Source organism: Lactococcus fujiensis JCM 16395 (assembly GCF_002441655.1).
Taxonomy (GTDB): domain Bacteria; phylum Bacillota; class Bacilli; order Lactobacillales; family Streptococcaceae; genus Lactococcus; species Lactococcus fujiensis.
In genome coordinates this window covers 30,595-51,553 of record NZ_JXJU01000008.1, presented here as the reverse complement: position 1 = coordinate 51,553, position 20,959 = coordinate 30,595, and the positions used below count along the sequence as shown (strand labels likewise).

Annotated in this window: 22 protein-coding genes; 20 read left to right on the top strand and 2 right to left on the bottom strand. The window is 38.1% G+C overall.

All coding sequences use genetic code 11. The features are described 5' to 3' along the window. Positions 1-151 precede the first annotated feature (151 nt). Complete coding sequence (gyrA, locus tag RT41_RS07200) at positions 152-2,668, top strand: DNA gyrase subunit A (protein ID WP_096818571.1); 2,517 nt, start codon at positions 152-154, stop codon at positions 2,666-2,668. A 62-nt stretch (positions 2,669-2,730) separates the two neighbouring features. Next, positions 2,731-3,816, top strand: coding sequence for an FAD:protein FMN transferase (locus tag RT41_RS07195; protein ID WP_096818569.1), 1,086 nt, complete (start codon positions 2,731-2,733; stop codon positions 3,814-3,816). Positions 3,817-3,846: 30 nt separating this feature from the next. Here the strand turns inward: RT41_RS07195 and RT41_RS07190 are convergent, their stop codons facing one another. Continuing rightward, entirely contained in the window at positions 3,847-4,038 is a 192-nt protein-coding gene (locus tag RT41_RS07190) for a hypothetical protein (RefSeq protein WP_096818494.1), read from the bottom strand. Positions 4,039-4,160: 122 nt separating this feature from the next. Here RT41_RS07190 and RT41_RS07185 point away from each other — a divergent pair, with 122 nt between their 5' ends. The 17 genes from RT41_RS07185 (at position 4,161) to RT41_RS07105 (ending at position 19,705) form a co-directional block, all read left to right on the top strand. Continuing rightward, positions 4,161-4,937: an SDR family NAD(P)-dependent oxidoreductase gene (locus RT41_RS07185; protein ID WP_096818492.1), complete on the top strand. Its 777-nt coding sequence runs from the start codon at positions 4,161-4,163 to the stop codon at positions 4,935-4,937. Positions 4,938-5,073: 136 nt separating this feature from the next. Next, positions 5,074-7,377, top strand: coding sequence for a DNA helicase PcrA (gene pcrA, locus RT41_RS07180; RefSeq protein WP_096818490.1), 2,304 nt, complete (start codon positions 5,074-5,076; stop codon positions 7,375-7,377). A gap of 1 nt (position 7,378) precedes the next feature. Next, positions 7,379-7,849, top strand: a complete 471-nt coding sequence (locus tag RT41_RS07175) for an 8-oxo-dGTP diphosphatase (RefSeq protein WP_096818488.1) — start codon at positions 7,379-7,381, stop codon at positions 7,847-7,849. A 47-nt stretch (positions 7,850-7,896) separates the two neighbouring features. After that, positions 7,897-8,469: a DNA-3-methyladenine glycosylase I gene (locus RT41_RS07170; protein WP_054639396.1), complete on the top strand. Its 573-nt coding sequence runs from the start codon at positions 7,897-7,899 to the stop codon at positions 8,467-8,469. Positions 8,470-8,549: 80 nt separating this feature from the next. After that, positions 8,550-9,017 carry a VOC family protein gene (locus RT41_RS07165; RefSeq protein ID WP_054639395.1) on the top strand — a complete coding sequence of 156 codons (468 nt, stop codon included), beginning with the start codon at positions 8,550-8,552 and terminating at the stop codon, positions 9,015-9,017. 128 nt (positions 9,018-9,145) lie between these two features. After that, the gene (gene truB / locus RT41_RS07160) at positions 9,146-10,063 is read left to right on the top strand and encodes a tRNA pseudouridine(55) synthase TruB (RefSeq protein ID WP_281251378.1); all 918 of its coding nucleotides are present in this window, start codon (positions 9,146-9,148) and stop codon (positions 10,061-10,063) included. 13 nt (positions 10,064-10,076) lie between these two features. Next, the gene (locus RT41_RS07155) at positions 10,077-10,982 is read left to right on the top strand and encodes a bifunctional riboflavin kinase/FAD synthetase (protein WP_096818486.1); all 906 of its coding nucleotides are present in this window, start codon (positions 10,077-10,079) and stop codon (positions 10,980-10,982) included. A 32-nt stretch (positions 10,983-11,014) separates the two neighbouring features. Beyond that, complete coding sequence (locus RT41_RS07150) at positions 11,015-11,968, top strand: L-lactate dehydrogenase (RefSeq protein WP_245811641.1); 954 nt, start codon at positions 11,015-11,017, stop codon at positions 11,966-11,968. A gap of 175 nt (positions 11,969-12,143) precedes the next feature. Continuing rightward, positions 12,144-12,905: a triose-phosphate isomerase gene (tpiA, locus tag RT41_RS07145; RefSeq protein WP_096818485.1), complete on the top strand. Its 762-nt coding sequence runs from the start codon at positions 12,144-12,146 to the stop codon at positions 12,903-12,905. Positions 12,906-13,015: 110 nt separating this feature from the next. Beyond that, positions 13,016-13,909: a choloylglycine hydrolase family protein gene (locus tag RT41_RS07140; protein ID WP_054639461.1), complete on the top strand. Its 894-nt coding sequence runs from the start codon at positions 13,016-13,018 to the stop codon at positions 13,907-13,909. Positions 13,910-14,029: 120 nt separating this feature from the next. Continuing rightward, positions 14,030-14,629 carry a hypothetical protein gene (locus RT41_RS07135; protein WP_096818483.1) on the top strand — a complete coding sequence of 200 codons (600 nt, stop codon included), beginning with the start codon at positions 14,030-14,032 and terminating at the stop codon, positions 14,627-14,629. Positions 14,630-14,638: 9 nt separating this feature from the next. Further along, complete coding sequence (gene hemW / locus RT41_RS07130) at positions 14,639-15,778, top strand: radical SAM family heme chaperone HemW (RefSeq protein ID WP_096818481.1); 1,140 nt, start codon at positions 14,639-14,641, stop codon at positions 15,776-15,778. 46 nt (positions 15,779-15,824) lie between these two features. Beyond that, the gene (locus tag RT41_RS07125; RefSeq protein WP_425435560.1) at positions 15,825-16,628 is read left to right on the top strand and encodes a glycoside hydrolase family 25 protein; all 804 of its coding nucleotides are present in this window, start codon (positions 15,825-15,827) and stop codon (positions 16,626-16,628) included. A gap of 141 nt (positions 16,629-16,769) precedes the next feature. Further along, complete coding sequence (locus RT41_RS07120; RefSeq protein ID WP_096818479.1) at positions 16,770-17,219, top strand: MarR family winged helix-turn-helix transcriptional regulator; 450 nt, start codon at positions 16,770-16,772, stop codon at positions 17,217-17,219. A 73-nt stretch (positions 17,220-17,292) separates the two neighbouring features. Next, complete coding sequence (locus tag RT41_RS07115; protein ID WP_096818562.1) at positions 17,293-18,783, top strand: MDR family MFS transporter; 1,491 nt, start codon at positions 17,293-17,295, stop codon at positions 18,781-18,783. Further along, positions 18,780-19,508: a DUF4811 domain-containing protein gene (locus RT41_RS07110; protein WP_096818477.1), complete on the top strand. Its 729-nt coding sequence runs from the start codon at positions 18,780-18,782 to the stop codon at positions 19,506-19,508. The genes RT41_RS07115 and RT41_RS07110 overlap by 4 nt, the downstream gene beginning before the upstream one ends. Before the next feature lie 17 nt (positions 19,509-19,525). Continuing rightward, complete coding sequence (locus tag RT41_RS07105) at positions 19,526-19,705, top strand: MarR family transcriptional regulator (RefSeq protein ID WP_096818475.1); 180 nt, start codon at positions 19,526-19,528, stop codon at positions 19,703-19,705. A 23-nt stretch (positions 19,706-19,728) separates the two neighbouring features. Here the strand turns inward: RT41_RS07105 and RT41_RS07100 are convergent, their stop codons facing one another. After that, a complete protein-coding gene (locus RT41_RS07100) occupies positions 19,729-19,890 on the bottom strand; it encodes a YjzC family protein (RefSeq protein ID WP_096818473.1) in 162 nt (53 codons plus the stop codon). Positions 19,891-20,076: 186 nt separating this feature from the next. On the opposite strand from RT41_RS07100, the gene RT41_RS07095 reads away from it, so the two are divergent. Next, positions 20,077-20,946 carry a LysR family transcriptional regulator gene (locus RT41_RS07095; protein WP_096818471.1) on the top strand — a complete coding sequence of 290 codons (870 nt, stop codon included), beginning with the start codon at positions 20,077-20,079 and terminating at the stop codon, positions 20,944-20,946. The last annotated feature ends 13 nt before the right edge of the window (positions 20,947-20,959 follow it).

Here is a 20,959-nt window from a genome sequence, read left to right as displayed (position 1 = left end):
TGAAAAATATCTTTGATCAATAGGATTAGAATCAAGACAATTCCTTACATTCGGTTCGCAAAAATTGATATTTTTTGTTATAATTAATTAAGTATGTTTGCAAATGAAGGGGACTTCATTTTTGTTAAATTTTGCTTTGAAAGTGGGAAACATGGAAGATAAAAATGTTGTAACAGTCAATCTAGCAAAAGAAATGCGCACGAGCTTCATCGACTACGCGATGTCAGTCATTGTCGCACGTGCTTTGCCTGATGTACGCGATGGACTAAAACCTGTTCACCGCCGAATTTTATATGGAATGAATGAATTGGGGAATACCCCAGATAAACCACACAAAAAATCAGCTCGTATTACAGGTGATGTCATGGGTAAGTATCATCCCCATGGTGATAGCTCGATTTATGAAGCTATGGTTCGTATGGCTCAATGGTGGTCATATCGTCACATGCTCGTGGACGGTCATGGGAACTTTGGTTCTATGGACGGTGATGGCGCTGCGGCACAACGTTATACAGAAGCTCGAATGAGTAAAATCACGCTAGAAATGTTGCGTGATATCAATAAAAACACAGTGGATTTCGGCGATAACTATGATGGGACAGAACGTGAACCACTAGTTTTACCTGCACGTTTTCCTAACCTTTTGGTCAATGGAACAACAGGTATTGCTGTTGGGATGGCAACAAATATTCCACCACATAATTTGGCTGAAACCATTGATGCTGCCGATATGTTAATGGAAAATCCAGATGCAACAATTGCTGATTTAATGACCGTTTTGCCTGGCCCTGACTTCCCAACTGGTGGAATTGTCATGGGGAAAGCAGGAATCCGTCGTGCCTATGAAACAGGTAAGGGTTCAATTACAGTACGCTCAAAAACGCATATTGAAGAACTTGCTGGTGGAAAGGAACGGATTGTTGTCACTGAATTGCCCTACATGGTAAATAAGGCAAAATTAGTAGAACATATCGTCCGTTTGAATCATGAAAAACGAATTGAAGGATTAACAGCTGTCCGTGATGAATCAAACCGTGAAGGGATTCGCGTTGTTATTGAAGTAAGACGTGATATGTCAGCTGCAGTTATTTTAAATAATCTGTTCAAATTAACCTCATTACAGACCTCATTTGGTTTTAATATGCTTGCCATTGAAAAAGGAATTCCCAAAGTCCTTTCCTTGAAACAAATTTTGGTTGATTATATTGAACATCAAATCGAAGTTGTAACAAGAAGGACACAGTTTGACAAGACGCGTGCTGAGGGGAGAGCTCATATTCTCGAAGGTTTGCGCATTGCCCTTGACAATATTGATCGCATTATTACAATTATTCGCGAATCTAAAACGGATGCCATTGCTCAAGAAGCAATGATGTCTGAATTTTTATTGTCTGAAAAACAATCTCAAGCGATTTTGGATATGCGTTTGCGCCGTTTGACAGGTTTAGAACGTGATAAAATTGAAAATGAATATCAAGAATTAGTCGCATTAATCGCTGATTTAGCTGATATTTTAGCAAAACCTGAACGTGTGAAACGGATCATTCGTGATGAGATGGAAGAAATCAAACGTAAATTTGCCGATCCTCGTCGGACAGAATTATTAGTTGGTGATGTTTTGACTATTGAAGATGAAGATTTAATTGAGGTAGAAGATGTCTTAATTACTTTATCTAATAAAGGCTATATCAAGCGCTTGGCCAATGATGAATTCAGAGCTCAAAATCGCGGTGGACGTGGAGTCCAAGGGATGGGAATGAGCAATGATGATTTTGTCCAACATTTAGTTTCAACATCAACGCATGATTATTTGCTCTTCTTTACCAATAAAGGTCGAGTGTATCGTATGAAGGGTTATGAGATTCCTGAGTACGGACGGACTGCAAAAGGGTTACCTATTGTCAATCTTTTAAAATTGGATGAAGGTGAAAAAGTTCAAACGGTCATAAATGTCGGTCATTCAGATCAAGAACGTTTCCTGTTCTTCACAACGCAAGCTGGTACTGTCAAACGGACGAACTTACATCAATTTGCTAATATCCGAACGAATGGGCTTAAAGCGCTCAATTTGCGCGACGATGATGAATTAATTAATGTTTTACTCACTTATGGGGATGACGAAATTATCATCGGGACACATAATGGCTATTCCGTTCGTTTTGTTGAAAATCTTGTACGAGATATGGGACGTTCGGCAACCGGTGTTAAAGGCGTTAACTTACGTGAAGGTGATTTCGTTGTTGGTTCATCTACCGTTAAAGATGGTCAGGAAATTCTGGTCATTTCCGAAAATGGCTTAGGAAAACGTACGGCCGCAAGCGAATATCCAACTAAGGGACGTGGTGGTAAAGGAATTAAAGTCATGAATGTGACTGAGAGAACTGGAAAACTAGCTGGATTAGCCGCAATTGATGGGGATGAAGATATAATGGTGATCACTGATACTGGTGTTATCATTCGGACAAGTGTACAGAACATCTCTCAAACAGGCCGTGCAGCACAAGGTGTAAAAGTGATGCGTTTAGATGACAATGCTCAAATTGTGACGTTCGCCTTAGTTGAAGCAGAACCTGAATTGGAAGAAGAAATAGTCGATGGTGAGCATATTATTTTAGGAAGTGACGAGAACGTTTCTGAAGAAATTATATCCGATGATTCGGTTGAATAAAAAATAATTTAAGGAATAAGGAACAGCTTTACGAAGTTGTTTCTTTCATGAAATTTAAAAAAATGAAAAAAATTGCATTATTTTTAAGTTTAGCTGTTAGCCTTGTGACCTTAGCAGCTTGCGGAACGAGCAAAACGACAACAACGAATGAAAATCTGCTTCAAACACCTTATACAAAAGATGTGACAACCATGGGAACTTTCATTCAGGTGACTGTTTATGACAAAAATAAAGAAAAAGCTGTTGCAAATGCCTTAAAGATTCCGGTTCAATATAATACTCTAACAACCGTAAATCAAAAAGGTTCAGAAGTTGATCAAATCAATTCAAATGCTGGGATCAAACCAGTTCAAGTTTCTGCTGGTGTATATCAACTCATAAAAGCAGGTTACAATTATTCAAAAGAATATCCTGAAAGTGGCTATGATATCACTGTAGGACGGTTGACAAAACTTTGGGATATAGGATTCCCGGATGAAAAAAAGCCAACGCAGGCAGAAATTGATGAAGTTTTACCCACAATTAATTATAAATTTGTACAATTTGATGATGCTAATCAATCCGTCTATTTGACAAATAAAGGAACGAAATTAGATTTAGGCTCTATTGTTAAGGGTTATGTGGCCATGTTGATGGTAGATTCATTGAAGAAAGCCGGTGTTACCACTGGAATTGTTGATTTAGGATCAAGTTCAATTTACGTGATTGGACATTCTCCTCGAGGAAATAATTCGCCATGGCGCATTGGGATTAAAGATCCCAATGACCCTACAGGAACACAAATGGGAATCTTGGATGCTGCCAATCAGCATGTCAACACGTCTGGTATCTATGAACGCTATTTGACAGTAAACAACGTTAAATATTCTCATGAATTAAATCCACAAACGGGTTATCCATTTGATAATGATATTGCCAGTATAACTTTATTGATTTCAGGAAAAGATGATACTAATGGTGATGGTCTTTCAACAGTTATCTTTGGACTCGGCACGAAAAAAGGTTATCAATTAGTTGAAAAAATGAAAAATGTTGAAGTTGTTATTGTTGACAAGGACGATAACGTGTATATCACACCAGGTTTAAAAGATAAATTTAAACTGACCAGTTCAACATATAAAATTGCCAACATTAATGACTTGAAATAAAAAAAGACCTGTCAGTCCTGACGGGTCTTTTTAGCAGTGTCCAGCTGCACTTTCGTTAATCCAACAACCATTTTCATTGTCAAAAATCCGGAGCGAAGGATCATTTCTGACAAAATTGATAATCTTATCTGGAGAAAGTCCTGTGACTAGCTGAGCTTTTTTAACAGTGGTAATCTGCATTTTTAGAATTCCGTCTCGTAAGAGTTCAAATTGATTTTCCATACGAAAATTATACTGTTTCTTGGATATATTGTCAAAAAAGCGATTAATAATCAATAATATATTACCATTGTTCAAAAAAGTGATAAAATTAGAACCAAATAATTAATAAATGAGGAATTCTAATGGTAAAAGCACTCGTTACAGGAGCAAACAAAGGGATTGGACTTGAAATTGCTCGTTATTTGGGACACAAAGGTATTTCAGTTTTCATTGGGGCCCGCAATGAAGAAAAAGGGCAAGCAGCTGTTCAAATTTTGCGAGCAGAGGGATTAGATGCACATTTTGTAAAATTGGACCTCAATGATTTTGGCAGTCTTCATAACGTTGCTAAACAAGTTGGGCGCTTAGATTATTTAGTCAATAATGCTGGTATTCCAGGAAATTTAAAAAGTGATAAAGGTCAACTTGATATGTCGAAATCAGCTTTTGCATACAGTACAGATGACTTGAGAGAAACATTGGAAGTCAACTTTCTTGGAACACATGAATTAATTCTGAATCTCTTAAGTAATTTGGCCGATGATGCAAAAATACTCAATGTGACTGTCCCAATATCAGGAAACCAATTTTGGCAACCTTTGGCTTATATTACTTCAAAGGCGGCGCAAAATTCAATGACAATGGCTTTCGGGAATCAATTTATCAAAGATAAAAGTAAACGCCAAATTTTTGGTGTCATGCCAGGAGCAGTAGCGACGGACTTAAATGGTGCGCAAGCCAGTCGTTTTGTGAAAAAACCCGAGGAGGCCGCTCAAATCATTTCTGACTTTTTGTTTGATGGAAAAAATCACAATGCTAAAATTGTAGACGAGAGAGGAAAAGAAATTAAATCTTATGAACCAAACCTTAGTAAGATTATGGGATTTGCTTCAACATTCGTCCGGTCATTTAAAAAATAATTCATCGACTGAACTCTAGAGGTTCAGTTTTTGTATTGACTTAAATTTGGTGGGGAGATTATGGTATAATAGTAAGGCTGATATTTTTAGACTTATATAAAATGAATCAATTGAATTTTGAAAGTTAGGAAAAAAGATGAATCCACTACTTCAAGGAATGAATACAAAACAAGCAAGAGCTGTGCAAACCACGGAGGGACCACTTTTGATCATGGCTGGTGCAGGCTCAGGAAAAACTCGTGTTTTAACGCATCGTATTGCTTATCTAATAGATGAAAAAATGGTAAATCCGTGGAATATATTGGCCATTACATTTACCAATAAAGCAGCACGTGAGATGCGAGACCGTGCATTAGCTTTGACACCGCGAGCTCAGGATACGCTCATAGCCACTTTCCACTCTATGTGTGTAAGGATTTTGCGTCGAGATGCAGATCATATTGGTTATAATCGAAATTTCACGATTGTTGACCCAGGTGAACAAAAGACATTAATGAAACGTATTCTTAAAGAAATGAATCTCGATCCAAAAAAATGGGATCCGAAAACATTGCTGGGGTCAATTTCAAATGCCAAGAATGAACTTTTAGATGAGAATGCTTATGAGGCACAAGCAAATGCCCGTAATCCTTATGAATTATTAACTGCGCGTGTCTATAAAGTTTATCAGGCAGAATTGCGTCAATCAGAGGCCATGGATTTTGATGACCTTATCATGCAAACCTTGCGCTTATTTGATAAAAATCCTGATGTATTGACCTATTATCAAGGAAAATTTCAATACATCCACGTGGATGAATATCAAGATACAAACCATGCTCAGTATCAATTGGTGAAACTACTCGCCTCTCGTTTTAAAAATATCTGTGTCGTTGGTGATGCCGATCAATCAATCTACGGTTGGCGTGGGGCTGATATGCAAAATATTTTGGACTTTGAAAAGGATTATCCAGATGCAAAAGTTGTATTACTAGAAGAGAACTATCGTTCAACGAAAACGATTTTGCAGGCAGCAAATAATGTCATTAAAAACAACGTCAATCGTCGACCAAAGGACTTATGGACACAAAATAATGAAGGGGATCACATCATATACTATCGTGCAAATGATGAACGTGATGAAGCCTTGTTTGCTGCTCAAAAAATAGTTGAACAAGTCCGAGGGGAAGGAAAAAAATACTCAGATTTTGCCGTTTTGTACCGGACAAATGCACAATCACGTAATATTGAAGAAGCATTCCTTAAATCGAATATTCCTTACGGAATGGTTGGAGGAACCAAATTCTATTCTCGTAAAGAAATTCGTGATGTCATTTCTTACTTAAACGTCATCGCTAATTCTGCCGACAATATGAGTTTTGAACGAATTATCAATGAACCTAAAAGAGGAATCGGTCCTGGAACCGTAGATAAATTGCGTCAATTTGCCAGAGATCGCGGAAATTCGATGGAAGAATCAACAATGGATATTACTTTGTCGGATATTCGAGGAAAAGCGGCGGGAAGTATCTTTGATCTAGGTGTGATGTTTGACCTCTTACGTCAAAAAGCTGAAGTTCTCACGGTCACTCAATTGACCGAAGAAGTCATAAATCGCTCTGGTTATCTTGACAGTTTAAAGTTGCAAAACAACATTGAAAGTCAAACGAGAATAGAAAATATTGAAGAATTTTTATCTGTTACAAAAAATTTCGATGAAAAAGATGAAACGCCACTTGATGAAGAAACAGGTGAAGCAATTTTAGAAAATGGTATAGATAGGTTGAGCCGATTCTTAAATGATCTAAGTCTAATTGCAGATACGGATTCCGTGGCGGAAGATTCTGACATGGTCACTTTAATGACACTTCATGCGGCGAAAGGATTAGAATTTCCTATTGTATTTTTAATTGGAATGGAAGAAAATATTTTCCCACTTTCAAGAGCGAATGAAGATGTTGAAGAACTTGAAGAAGAACGTCGCTTGGCTTACGTTGGAATTACGCGGGCAGAAAAGCAACTCTATTTGACCAATGCGAATTCTCGTGTCCTGTATGGGAAATCGAGCTACAATCGCCCCAGTCGTTTCATTGGAGAAATTGAAGATGATTTGATTGATTATGCGGGGCTCGCTCGCAAAGCAAACAGTTCATTTAATGCCGCTTACCGAACTAAAACAGGAGGAACACGTTTTGGCTCAGGTCAATCCATGTCTGATGCCATTCATAATCGTAAAGCAGCGATCAATCCCACTTCACGTCCTATACAACAAAAAGTGAGCCAGAAACAGGTCGTCAATTGGCAAATTGGTGATACTGCGATTCATCGTAAATGGGGTGAAGGAATGGTGTTGAGCGTGACTGGAAGTGGAAATAATATGGAATTGAAAATTAATTTTCCAGAGGTTGGTATGAAACGCTTGTTGGCTGCAATGGCCCCAATTGAAAAGAAAGCTGACTAAAATGAGCAAGCATCCTTTGGAACGGGTTGAATTGACCAACATGTGTGCTGTAATTAATTCAGATTCAAGAACCGTCCTTGTTCAGAAACGAATTAAATCTTGGAAAGGGATTGCCTTTCCTGGGGGGCATGTTGAAGCCGGAGAATCGATCGTATTGTCAACTATCCGAGAAATTAAGGAAGAAACAGGACTTGAAATTCAAAATCTTAAACTGTGTGGGATAAAAGACTGGTATGAAACAAAAGAAAACAAGCGCTATATGGTCTTTCTCTATCAAACATCTGATTATTGTGGTCAACTTTTAGAAGAGACATCAGAGGGCAGAGTTTTTTGGACACCAATAGATACATTGAGTGAGCAGTCACTTTCTGACGGATTTATCGAAATGGCTGAAATGATGCTGGATCAACGTCATTCATCAGAATTTTTTTATGAAATTGAAAATAAAGTTTGGAATAAGAAATTTTATTAAATATACATAAATTAAATTATGTATATTAATTTTAAGTGAGGCAGAAAATGGAAATTCAAACGCGATGCAAGTGGTGTCAGTCTTCTGAAAAGATGATGAAATATCATGATGAATTTTGGGGGACACCATTACATGATGACCAAGAATTGTTTGCAAAATTGGTTTTAGATATGAATCAAGCTGGTTTATCTTGGAACACAATTTTAAATAAGCAAGAAAATTTTTATGTGGCTTTTGATCAATTTCAATTGGATAAAGTTGCGAATTATGGGCAAGAGAAAGTAGCCGAGCTATTGCAGAACTCTGGAATAATTCGGAATAAATTAAAAGTAAATGCTGCCATCAATAACGCTCGTAAAGTTTTAGAAATTCAAGCAGAATGGGGCTCATTTGACGCATACATTTGGTCATTCACATCAGGAAAAGTTGAACAACATCGTATTCAGGATGAATCAAAAGTACCCGCGACAAATGAACTCTCTGACCGGATGAGCAAGGATATGAAAAAGCGCGGTTTCAAATTTACTGGCTCGACGGTAATTTATGCTTACTTACAAGCCATAGGAGTTATCAATGATCATGTTGAAACTTGCTTTAAGTACGCTGAATTAGTAGATTAAACCGTTTCCTTGTGATAAAATAAAGCTGTCATTAATGACAGCTTTTTCATTGTGACAAAAACACTTTTGGAGGTTCTTACATGACAACTGTTCATCCATATTTAGCACTGAACAATACAAAAAAAGCACTGGATTATTATAAGGAAGTGCTTGCTGCCACCAACATTCATCGAATCCCGGTTTCGGAAGAACAAGCTGAACAATTTGGTGTCCCTGTTGAAAAAGCTTCTGAAATGACCATGCATAGCCAGTTTGACGTACTTGGTACAACAATTATGGCGGCAGACAATTTTAGAGGAGATCATTTAAGCTATACCGGTGTTTCAATCTTACTTGAATTGAATTCAGAAGACGAGAAAGCAATGACTGAAGCAAAAATATTTTGGAATCTTGTTGCAAATAGTGGTCGCGTCACAATTAATTTACCATTTGAAGAACAATTCTGGGGTGGTGCAATGGGAGACTTTACCGACGAATTTGGCGTTCAATGGATGCTCCATGCGCAACCTTATTCTCAACTTTCACAAACATTAGGTACAGCAGAATAAGAATTACTAAAAAGAGACTCAGTTTAAATTCTGAAGCAGATTGAATTTAGACTGGGTTTTTTATATGAACAACTCGATTACGTAAAATCGAGCAAAAAAATGATATAATTTCAATGATGAACGAAAATTTGAATGGAATATTAAATGTCTATAAAGAGGCAGGTTGGACATCGTTTGATGTCGTTGCAAAACTTCGAGGCCTATTAAAAACAAAAAAAATCGGCCATGGAGGAACATTGGACCCAGAAGTAACGGGCGTTCTTCCAATTGCTGTTGGTAAAGCTACCCGTTTACTCGAATATATGGAAGCTGCAGGGAAAGTCTATGAGGGAGAAGTGACACTTGGTTTTTCGACCGATACGGAAGATGCGCAAGGTAAAATAATTTCCAAAAGCCCGCTCGAAAATGAAATACCTGCTTCTGAAATAGATACGGCCATGGAAAAGTTTGTCGGACTAATTCAGCAAACACCGCCAATGTATTCGGCGGTCAAAATAAATGGGAAAAAACTCTACGAATATGCTCGACAAGGGGTGACCATTGATCGGCCCAAAAGAACCATTAATATTCATGAATTTGTACGAACGAGTCCAGTTGTCTATGACTCGGTAAATAAAACGGAATCCTTTACTTTTCGCGTTTCTTGCTCAAAAGGAACTTATGTTCGTACGCTTTCAGTTGATTTGGCTAAAGCATTGGGTCTTGAAGGGCACATGTCTAAACTTCAGCGTACAGCAGCAAACGGACTCAAAATTGAAGAGGCTGTGACTTTAGAGCAGATTGAGAGCTATCGTGATACTGGAAAACTTTCCGAACTCATTTATCCCATTGGATATGCTGTTTCGGATTTGCCACAAATTGACTTATCATTGGATCAGATGGAAGCTGCTCGCGTAGGCAAAAAATTTTCCGAGGCTGAATTTACGAAATTGTCGGCACTGAAAGCAGAAAGATTTGCTGCCCTTTACGATGGTAAACTTGTGGCAGTTTATATGCGACACCCTGAAAAAGAAGGAATTTGGAAACCAAATAAAGTGTTTGGTTGATATGGAGAAGGTAATGGAAATATTAGAATTTGATGATAATTTAAAATTTGATCATGAATCTGTTCTTGTTTTAGGTTATTTTGACGGCTTACACCGAGGTCACCAAGCTTTATTCAATGAAGCACGAAAAGTAGCTAAAGTGTTAAATTTAAAAATCGTGGTCCTCACATTTCCTGAAAAGCCATCATTAACTTTTGAAAAATTTGAACCTGAAATGTTATTGAAGTTGACGAGCGATAAAAAACGTGCGGAACTATTTGCTGAAAATGGGGTTGATTACTTAGTTTTTAAAAATATGACCTCAGCTTTTGCGAAATTAACGCGGACAGAATTTAGCCAACAAATTTTATCAAGATTTCATCCTAAAGTGATTATCACTGGATTTGATCATAAAACAGGTTCAGATATGAAGCAGATGGAGTCCACCGAAGCTTTTCGTGTCATACAAATTCCTCAAGTTTCAGAGGACGATGAAAAAATTTCGTCGACTCGGATTAGGAAAGAAATTGAAGCAGGTCATGTTAAAAAGGCCAATCAATTATTAGGCTATTCCTACGAAACCACTGGTCTAGTAGTCCACGGCTATGCCCGTGGTCGCCAATTAGGTTATCCAACCGCCAACCTGGTCATCAAGGATTATATTCGTATTCCGTCGGCCGGCGTTTATGTGGTCGATGTTCTGATTCAAGGTGAGCGTCATCGAGGCTTTGCATCAATAGGATATAATGAAACTTTCAATGTGAAAGAGAAAACGATCGAAGTCCATGTTTTTGATTTTGATTTGGATATTTATGGTGAAAATCTGACTGTATATTGGTTGGATAAAATTCGCGATATGGTCAAGTTTAATGGGATGGATGAACTTATCAAACAAATGAAAGATGATGAAATCGTCGCTCGAAAATTTACCGTTGAATAAGACACTAGAGATTAAGAAAAAAGGAGATAGAAGTGACAAAAGTAGCAATAATCGGGGCAGGTGCAGTAGGAATGACTTATGCCAATACACTGGTGGCAGCAGATTTAATTGATGAAATTGCCATCATTGACATTAACAAAGAAAGAACTGAAGCCAATGCATGGGATTTGCGCCATTCTCTCCCTTATCTCAAGTCTTCAGCCAAACAGATTTATTCAGCTGACTACGAGACTTGTCAAAATGCCGATATTGTTGTCATCACTGCTAATGCACGCGCCGCGACTTTTGACGGGGATATGGATCGTTTGAAACTCCTCGAAGCGAATGTCTCCATGATTAAATCAATTACTGAGCGTGTCATGGCATCCGGCTTTAATGGTGTTTTTCTAGTCGCATCGAATCCAGTTGATGTTATTTCTCAAGTGATTGCAGAAGTATCTGGCCTGCCCAAAGGTCAAGTTATTGGGACTGGTACATTGCTTGAAACGGCACGCTTACGTGATATGATTGCTGAAGAGGTGGTCGTGGATCCGAAAAACATTCACGGCTATGTACTAGGTGAACATGGGAACAGCAGTTTTGCAGCTTGGTCAAATCTGTCAATTGGCTCATTACCTTTGACAAAGTGGCTTGAACGGCATCCAGAATCTAAACTGGCCGACTTTGACTATTTTGATAATCGGGTTCGAGAGATTGGTTTTGATATCTTCAATGGAAAAGGGAACACCTCTTACGGAATTGCTTCAGTTTTAGCCCGCCTGACGGTTGCCATTACTCGAAATGAGCAAGCCCTCCTACCTGTTTCAGCTTACATGACAGGTCATTATGGCATCAAAGACGTCTATATAGGAGCACCTTGTGTGATTGGTAAAAATGGGGTCCGTGAAATATTTGAGGTTGAATTATCTGAAAAAGAAGCTACGGCTTACAAAAAATCAGCGGCTATTTTGAAAGAGAACTTTAGTTCCATCAAACATCAAATTTAACCAGAAATAAAACCGCTTTTATCTGAATCAAAGAACATTCATGGCTGACAAAATGCTAAGTTTGTGATAAAATTATAATGTAAAGATGAGCTGAAAGGCTTAAAATTGAAAACACGTTAATCGTGTTTTAAGGACATAAACTTTGCCTTACAAAGTTAAAAAGGAGAAACACTCAATGTCATCACGTAAACCTATTATCGCAGGGAACTGGAAACTCAACAAGAATCTTAAGGAAACACTTGCATTCTTGGCCGAAATCGACGGTAAATTGCCATCAGAAGACAAAGTAGAAGTTGCTATCGCTGCACCTGCGATGTACCTCATTCCATTGGTACACCATCGTGGCAATAACCCACTTAAAGTTTCTGCAGAAAATGTTTACTTCGAAAATTCAGGTGCGTTCACAGGTGAAACATCACCTAAAGCACTCGCAGACGAAGGAATTGAATATTCTATTATTGGTCACTCAGAACGTCGCGAATATTTCCACGAAACAGATGAAGACATCAATAAAAAAGCACATGCTTTGTTTGCTGCTGGTGTAACACCAATTCTTTGTTGTGGTGAAACACTTGAGACTTTTGAAGCTGGCAAAACAGCAGAATGGGTTTCAGGACAAATTGAAGCTGGTCTCAAAGGTTTGACAGCTGAACAAGTTTCATCTATGGTCATCGCTTACGAACCAATTTGGGCTATCGGGACTGGTAAAACTGCGACAGCTGAAATTGCTGACGAAACTTGTGGCGTTGTCCGTTCAGTTGTTGAAAAACTTTACGGTAAAAACGTTTCTGAAGCTGTTCGTATTCAATACGGTGGTTCAGTTAAACCAGAAACAGTTGAAGAATTAATGTCTAAAGAAAACATTGATGGCGCACTTGTTGGTGGAGCATCACTTCAAGCAGCTAGCTTCCTTGGATTACTTGATATCTATAAATAAAATAAATAAGCACGAGAGTGCTTTTTTTATTCTTTTCAGCAGTCCGATTGACTCTAATTTTTGGAATAATTAAGTTGTTGATTTGCTTAACATAGGGTATAATGGAATTTATGTGTACATCAATTCAAATGAAATCAAGCGATGGCGGCATTTTGTTCGCACGTACAATGGACTGGCATGCTTTTGCACCATCTCCAATAACAGCCCCCAAAAACTACCAATGGCATTCATCGTTTAATAATGACTTAATAACAAATTCATATTCGATTTTGGGTGTTGGTCGAAATTTTGTTGACCGACATGCCGATATTTCGGATGGGGTAAATGAATTTGGACTTGCCGTTCAAAAATTAACTTTTTCTAATGCTTCTCAATACAATCAAAAAGCAGAATCTGGTAAAATTGCGCTTGCCCCATTTGAATTTGTCCTTTGGTTGCTGGGGAATTGCCAATCGGTTGCTGAGGTAATTGTTAAATTGAATCAAGTTCAGCTCATGACTGATGAATTTGCCTTATATAAATATGGCCGTGCAGATTTACATTTTTCTGCAACTGATCCCACAGGTCGTTTAATTTCAATTGAACCACTTAACGGTATTCTTGTAGTCAAGGAAAATCCAATTGGAGTAGTGACGAATGCTCCTAAATTGGAACGTGAAATTGAAAAATTGGGCGACTATTTGGACTTGACCGATGAAAAACGAGGCCTTAATCAGATTTCATCAGGTAATTTTAGTGGAAAGTCTGTCTTTCCAGGTGGATTTACGCCAACAACACGTTTTATCCGTGCGACTGTTTTGAAAGAAAGGGCAATAACACCAATAAACGAAAAATCGAATGTGATTGAAACTTGGCATATCTTAAATAGTGTAACCGTTCCTAAATCAGACGGTCGGTCAGACACTTACACGATTTATCGTAGTGCCGTTGATGTGAAGTCCAAAACGCTTTATTTTCAAGCATATGATAACTTTGGCATTCAAACTTATCGTTTTCCAGATTAATCTTAAAAAGGCACAATCTTCCGCTTCAGTGGTAAATTTGTTATAATAGAAATAGCATAGAAATGGTTGGCAAATGGGCTACCGTTTTTATTTTGAAATTCAAAAACAAAGGAGAAAAAAATGCACAGCATTGTAATTATCGGCTCATTAATAGGTTTAGGATTTTCGGCTTTATATTTGATTGAAACAATCAAAGGAACCGTACAACCTAATAAAGTCACTTGGCTGATATGGGCCCTTGCCCCCCTGATTAGTGCTGTTGCCGCATTTTCTTCTGGTGTCACTTGGGCTGCTTTACCTGTACTCGGTTCTGGTATAGGGCCCCTATTGATTTTTATCGCTTCATTTTTTAATAAAACTTCTTATTGGGAAATGACTCGATTTGATCTCATTTGCGGTGGCTTTTCCATTTTTTCCCTCGTAGCTTGGTTTTTGTCGAAAGATGCCAATATTGCGATTGTGCTTTCATTGACTTCTGATATGTTGGCAGCACTCCCTACTTTGATTAAAGGCTGGAAGTTTCCCGAAACGGAAAACGGTTGGCTCTATTTAGGTTCAGTTGTATCAGCATCGGCTAGTTTTACTGAGATTAATCATTGGACATTTGCTGAAGTTGCTTTTCCGATTTATTTAATTTTAATTGGCGTCGTTTTTTGTGCCGTATTCGAGTGGCGTAAATATCAATTGAATCACCAATTAAACAAGATTAAAAAAAGTTAAGAAAGAAGATTGAACTTGAAAAAGCCACAAGCAGCCTATATTCACATTCCATTTTGTTCACATATCTGTTATTATTGCGATTTTGCAAAGGTATTTTTGGAAGGTCAACCTGTAGATGATTACCTGGACGCCCTCATTAAAGAGTTTAACGCACATGACATTCATCGTTTAAAAACTTTATATATTGGTGGTGGAACGCCAACCGTTTTGACAGCTCGTCAAATGCGTCGTCTCTTGTCAGCTCTGACAGAAAACCTAGATTTATCCTATCTTTCTGAATTTACAGTTGAAGCAAACCCTGGCGATTTGTCTGATGAAATGGTGGAAGTGTTGGCTCAATCTCCAGTGAATCGTGTTTCACTCGGTGTCCAAACGTTCAACAATCGATTGCTAAAAAAAATTGGGCGGGTACACACTGAAGCACAAGTTTATGACTCCACCGAAAAACTACGCGCTGCCGGATTTGAAAACATTACAATTGATTTAATTTATGCACTTCCTGGGCAAACGATGGAAATGGTTGAAGAAGATTTGCAAAAACTATTGGCCTTGAATTTACCTCATGTTGCACTTTATAGCTTGATCCTTGAGGATCATACTGTTTTCATGAATCGCCAACGTCGTGGGATTTTGAGATTACCAAATGAAGATAAAAATGCTGATATGTATGAATATATTATTGACAGCCTAACTAAAAACGGTTACAATCACTATGAAGTATCAAATTTTGGAAAACCGGGTTATGAAAGTCAACATAATTTGACTTATTGGGACAATGCAGAGTATTATGGCATTGGTGCCGGTGCGAGTGGGTATTTGGATGGCGTACGCTACAAGAACCATGGACCAGTCCACCACTATATCGAAGCCGAAAATAAACGCGTTCACGAGGAGTTTTTGAGTCAGAAAGAACAAATTGAGGAAGAAATGTTTTTAGGACTTCGCAAACAATCGGGTGTTTCCGTGACAGAATTTGAACAACGTTTTGGCATTGATTTTAACAATTTATACGGTGCCGTTGTTTCGAAATATATTGACCGTGGTTTAATTGTTGACGACCGTAAAGTCATTCGTTTGACTGATAAAGGTTTCGAACTAGGAAATGAGGTATTCGCTGATTTTCTCTTAGATGATAACTTTAATGCCTAAGAAAGTGCCAGCTTAGAATTTTGTTCAAATTTTTGATAAAATAGAAATGATGAAACCAAAGATGAGACGAAAATTAAAAAGCCTAGCAGCCGTTTCCTTTATTATTTTAATGGTCTCATTTGTTGGCTTTTTAGGACTGGTTCGAATACAGCCTGAGAAAACGATAAATGAAACGATTAAGCCACTAGGAATTCAAAATACTACGGTTGATTTAAATAAACCCGTCATTGACCTTTCAGGCTGGCAAATTCCTAGCACCATTAATTATGATATTATGGCTAAACAAATTGTTGGTGCCGTGATTCGCGTCGAAGGAACACCCGGAAAAGAAGATGGTTCGGCTAAAGCTGATGGTGAAGACAAAGCATACAAAACGCACATCATTGAGCTACAAAAAAGAAATGTTCCCGTCGCTGTATATGCTTATGTTACTGGTAAGACGAATGCTGAAATGAAACAGCAGGCACGAAACTTTTATGAACATGCAAAGGCCTATCACCCCACTTATTACTGGCTCGACGTTGAAGAAACAAATATGACCAATATGAATGGTGGTATTGAAGCCTTTCGTTCTGAAATGGTTTCATTAGGCGCCAAAAAAATTGGTATTTATGCTCAAGACTGGTTTATTACCCAAAATAAAATTAATACAAGTAAATTTGACGCGATATGGATGGCCGATTATGGTCGCAATACGGGGACTTGGGATGCCTCTCCAAAAACGGATTTAAATTATGCCATGCAACAATACACTAGTAGAGGTATAATCGGTGGCTATGCTGGTGAAGTTGATTTGAATACAATCCGATCACAAATTGAATATCACAAATTATTTTCAGGAAAGGGTTAACCTTTTCTTTTTTTTATCTACAAAGGAATCAAAAGAATACAATAACTTGACTTTAAAATGATAAAAGAGTAAAATCTGAAAAAGCAAAAGTGTTAGCAATAGAATACAGTTAGTTGAAGGGCGTTAGTTTAAGGAGAACAGATGGATTATAATCAAGCTGCAGAGGAATTTTTTTCATGCATCAAAAAAAAAGAAAGTAAGGCAATCTTATTAAGGCTCAATGAGCAGGCTCAAGGGGAAAGGCTCGTTCTTACCTATCTCTATAGAAATAATGGCCAAAGCATTGTACCGAGTGAAATTGCCCGATTCATTGGAACAAGTACTGCACGTGTCGCCAATATTCTTAATAATCTAGATGAAAAAGGTTTGGTTAAGCGCGAAATATCAAGAATAGACCGGCGAAAAATATTGGTTTCTTTAACAGATAAAGGGAGACGCGAAACTAAACGAAGCCGTGAGCGTATAATTGGACGAATCAATCGAATTTTCCAAGAAATGGGTGAAAATCGCACGAAGTCATTTATTAGTAATTGGGAACTCTTTCTGGAATTAGGGACGAAGATAATAAAAGTCGAGGAAAAGGAGGAGTAAAGTGCAAGTAGGAAATGAGGAGATCACAACTTTTAATTTAGATCGTCATGGGAAAACTTACCGAAGGGCACCAATGGTCGCATTGATTTTGCTTGCGACTTTTGCAGGGATGCTCATGCAAACTGTATTGGGGACAACTGTTCCGACTTTAATGCGAGATTACAACATTTCGATGGCTACGGCACAACAAGCTACGACATGGTTTTTACTTGCAAACGGAATTATGGTTCCTGTGTCAGCCTACTTGGCAACTAAATTTTCAACGAAAAAGCTTTACATTATAGCATATATAATTTTATTTGCAGGAATGCTTACTGTATTCGCTGCCCCATTGCCAAAACCGTCAACTTGGTGGGTTTTTCTTTCAGGTCGTATTTTACAAGCTTCTGCTGTCGGAATTACCATGCCACTCATGCAAGTCGTGCTTGTTAATATGTATCCCCCAAAACAGATGGGGGCTGTCATGGGCTTGGGGGGGCTCGTTGTTGGATTGGCCCCAGCGGTTGGTCCCACTTTTGCCGGCTGGATATTAAATAAAAACCATGTGATCTTAGGGATAACTTTCTCAGACTCTTGGCGCACGATATTTATTTTACCCCTCTCCGTTCTGGGAATATGTCTTGTGATTTCTCCTTTTGTGCTCAAAGATGTTTTGCCCAATAAAGCCATAAAACTTGATATTATTTCATTAATTGAATCTGTGTTAGGATTTGGTCTGTTTCTTTGGGGCTTTACGAATGTGGCAACAGATGGTTGGTCCAAATTGAATACCGTCATTATGCCCATTCTCTTTGGGGTGATGATCATCTTAGTCTTCGGCTATCGACAGTTTCATATGACTAAACCATTTTTGGATTTACGCGTTTTCAAGACTAAACAATTCACACTGACGACGATTGTAATCGCCTTAATAACAATGGCTATGATGGGTGTCGAAATGATGTTGCCACTTTATATGCAAGAAGTGCATGGCCTGTCCGCTTTGGATTCTGGCTTGGTCTTGTTACCTGGGGCTTTAATGATGGGAATTATGTCTCCCATCGCAGGACTTGCTTATGATCGTGTAGGTGCTAAACGGTTAGCTCTCGTAGGCTCAGTGATACTGATTATAGGGACCTTTCCCTTTGTGTTTTTAACGGCTGAGACGCCCAATATTTTTATCACGGCTCTTTATGGCATGCGGATGTTTGGAATTGCCATGGTCTTTATGCCTCTGACCGCTTCAGCAATGAAGGCCTTACCCATCTCAGAAGCTGCTGATGGAACTGCATCCAACAATACAGCGCGACAGGTGGCATCGGCGGTCGTTGTGGCTCTCCTATCATCAGTGACACAAAATGTTATTACCCATGCCCAACCAGCTGCACACTTGAAAACAACAAACCCATTACTCTACGCGGATAAATTAATTCAGGCCATGTTGACCGGTTATCATGTTTCTTTTGCGTTAGGACTCGCTTTTGCTATCATGGCTCTGATTACAGCATTCTTTTTACGTGGACACGTTTTACATATTTCCAATCAGGCTGACGATTTACAAAGTAAAGGAGGGCAAGTCAAATGATTATTTTTCTCATTGTGCTCTTTACCTTATTAACCTACATTGGTCTGGTAGTGCTTAAATCACTTTTATTGCGAATTTTGATTGGAGGGACTTCGATTCTAATGTTAGTATTGTCTGTGGGACTTCTTACGTTGCATTTGGATAAAAATTGGGGGACGAAAATTGTCACAAGTCGTCAACGTTCGACTGATATTTATACGGCTGGTGATTTGTCTTCGCCCTTTGGCATGATTATCAAAGCGGAAATTGGACAAAATACCGGAAATTATGTTTTCATTTATCGAACTTCAAAGACAGAAAAAAAGGCAAGCCCTCAATTTAAGCCTGCTACAGATTCAATCAGCCAAATAGTCACAGCCATCAAGAAAAAAGCAACCTATCAAGTCGTTGACCTTGAATCACCCGAAGTCGAGACAATCACTAAACGACGTGAATTCACCGACAAATGGTCAAAATTATTGTTTGGCATAGGGGGTGAAGAGGGACAACTTGTTCAAGAAATAAGCACAATAAAGATTCCAGAGAAAACATGGCTTTTGTTGACAGAAGCGCAAGCGGATAAATTAGTTAAAAGTCAAGCTGATTTAATGAAGCAACAGGCGGCAGAACTTAAAGCAGATCCTGAAAAAGCATTGGCTCTGGAAAAACTAAAAAAGTCAAACCCAAAAGCCTACTCAGAACTAATGGTTAGCCAACTTAAAACATTTTTGGGAATCAAAAATTAGAAAGGAGGAATTTCTAAATGGATGTAAAAGCAGAAGTATTAAGAGTTTTTCAAGAAAAAGATACAATGTTAGATTCTAAAGCCATTGCCGTTGAATTAGAACTTGATAAAAAGGAAGTTTCAAAAGCGATTGCACAATTAAAAAAAGAAGATTTAATTTTTAGTCCAAAACGTTGTTTTTATCAGTTTAAAAAATAAAAAAAGAGCTTCAGGCTCTTTTTTTAGTCTCGCTCCCAACGATTTCCAAAAGTCGAGGTGGGAGGGAGTCGATCCCCCTTGCCGATAATAGCTTTATGGCCATTGGTAGCAATTTGACCGTTCGGTCCAACCTCGTGGTAATGCCCTGGTTTTGGGGCACAAGTTTTTGTATGGCTCGTCATCATGAATTTTCCTCCTTTTTTTGGATTCTAATATCAATATTGCAACAAACTATTAATTTTTTTATTAATTATACATAATATAGCATACAAAAGCAAAGAATTGTTTCTAATAAAATAGAATTATCAGATAAATCATGAATTTTCCACTGTTCTTTCTAATAATATTGGAGGCTGTGCTATAATATAGGCATGGAAATCAGAATATTACGCTATTTTTGGACAGTTGCGACTGTGGGGACATTCTCTAAAGCAGCGGAACTACTTTATATCACTCAACCGACGTTATCAAGACAAATCAAGGAATTAGAAGAATTAGATACACAACTTTTTATTCGTGAAGGACGAAAAGTGATCCTTACCGAAGATGGTCAATTTCTTAAAATTAAAGCAGAAGAAATTTTGACACTCGAAAGCAATACGAGTCGTGTTTTTGCGGATCGAAAAAATGCTGAACTTACAGGGCATCTTACGATTGGTGCATTAGAAGGCTTTACGGCCGATAGTATTGCCAAAACTTTGCGCGTGCTTAGAAATGAACACCCTAAAATAAGATTTTCAATATATTCAGGGAATGCTGATGAAATTAAGAGCCGAATTGATTCAGGTCTAGTGGATGTTGGCTTTATTCTTGAACCCGCCTCGACTGAAAAATATCATGTCGAACGATTAAATATAAAGGAACACTGGGTCTTTCTCACACAAAGAGATAATCCTTTAGCACAATTAGAAGCAGTGACCTTTGAAAATCTTGCGAATGAACCCTTATTGATTTCACAAAGACACGAGGTGCGACAATATTTTGCCGAATGGGCCAAAGGAAAGATTGAAGATTTTAATATCATTGGTGGCTTTAATCTTGGATTTAATCTATTTCCACTTGTTAATGAAGGAGTAGCCTCTGCCATTGTCACTGAAGGAGCATTACGTGAGGGTTTTCCAAATATTGTTACACGACCGCTCAATCCTGATATTTTGACTCAAAGTGTTTTAGCTTGGAAGAAAAATGTTCCGCTTAGCCCAGTCACAAGAGCTTTTATAAAACTTTATCTTTATGAATAGATATGCTTTAAAA

Coding starts and splice junctions, on each gene's coding strand:
- gyrA (WP_096818571.1), top strand. CDS start 152: ATGGAAGATAAAAATGTTGTAACAGTCAATCTAGCAAAAGAAATGCGC.
- RT41_RS07195 (WP_096818569.1), top strand. CDS start 2,731: ATGAAAAAAATTGCATTATTTTTAAGTTTAGCTGTTAGCCTTGTGACC.
- RT41_RS07190 (WP_096818494.1), bottom strand. CDS start 4,038: ATGGAAAATCAATTTGAACTCTTACGAGACGGAATTCTAAAAATGCAG.
- RT41_RS07185 (WP_096818492.1), top strand. CDS start 4,161: ATGGTAAAAGCACTCGTTACAGGAGCAAACAAAGGGATTGGACTTGAA.
- pcrA (WP_096818490.1), top strand. CDS start 5,074: ATGAATCCACTACTTCAAGGAATGAATACAAAACAAGCAAGAGCTGTG.
- RT41_RS07175 (WP_096818488.1), top strand. CDS start 7,379: ATGAGCAAGCATCCTTTGGAACGGGTTGAATTGACCAACATGTGTGCT.
- RT41_RS07170 (WP_054639396.1), top strand. CDS start 7,897: ATGGAAATTCAAACGCGATGCAAGTGGTGTCAGTCTTCTGAAAAGATG.
- RT41_RS07165 (WP_054639395.1), top strand. CDS start 8,550: ATGACAACTGTTCATCCATATTTAGCACTGAACAATACAAAAAAAGCA.
- RT41_RS07155 (WP_096818486.1), top strand. CDS start 10,077: ATGGAAATATTAGAATTTGATGATAATTTAAAATTTGATCATGAATCT.
- tpiA (WP_096818485.1), top strand. CDS start 12,144: ATGTCATCACGTAAACCTATTATCGCAGGGAACTGGAAACTCAACAAG.
- RT41_RS07140 (WP_054639461.1), top strand. CDS start 13,016: ATGTGTACATCAATTCAAATGAAATCAAGCGATGGCGGCATTTTGTTC.
- RT41_RS07135 (WP_096818483.1), top strand. CDS start 14,030: ATGCACAGCATTGTAATTATCGGCTCATTAATAGGTTTAGGATTTTCG.
- RT41_RS07125 (WP_425435560.1), top strand. CDS start 15,825: ATGATGAAACCAAAGATGAGACGAAAATTAAAAAGCCTAGCAGCCGTT.
- RT41_RS07120 (WP_096818479.1), top strand. CDS start 16,770: ATGGATTATAATCAAGCTGCAGAGGAATTTTTTTCATGCATCAAAAAA.
- RT41_RS07115 (WP_096818562.1), top strand. CDS start 17,293: ATGGTCGCATTGATTTTGCTTGCGACTTTTGCAGGGATGCTCATGCAA.
- RT41_RS07110 (WP_096818477.1), top strand. CDS start 18,780: ATGATTATTTTTCTCATTGTGCTCTTTACCTTATTAACCTACATTGGT.
- RT41_RS07105 (WP_096818475.1), top strand. CDS start 19,526: ATGGATGTAAAAGCAGAAGTATTAAGAGTTTTTCAAGAAAAAGATACA.
- RT41_RS07100 (WP_096818473.1), bottom strand. CDS start 19,890: ATGATGACGAGCCATACAAAAACTTGTGCCCCAAAACCAGGGCATTAC.
- RT41_RS07095 (WP_096818471.1), top strand. CDS start 20,077: ATGGAAATCAGAATATTACGCTATTTTTGGACAGTTGCGACTGTGGGG.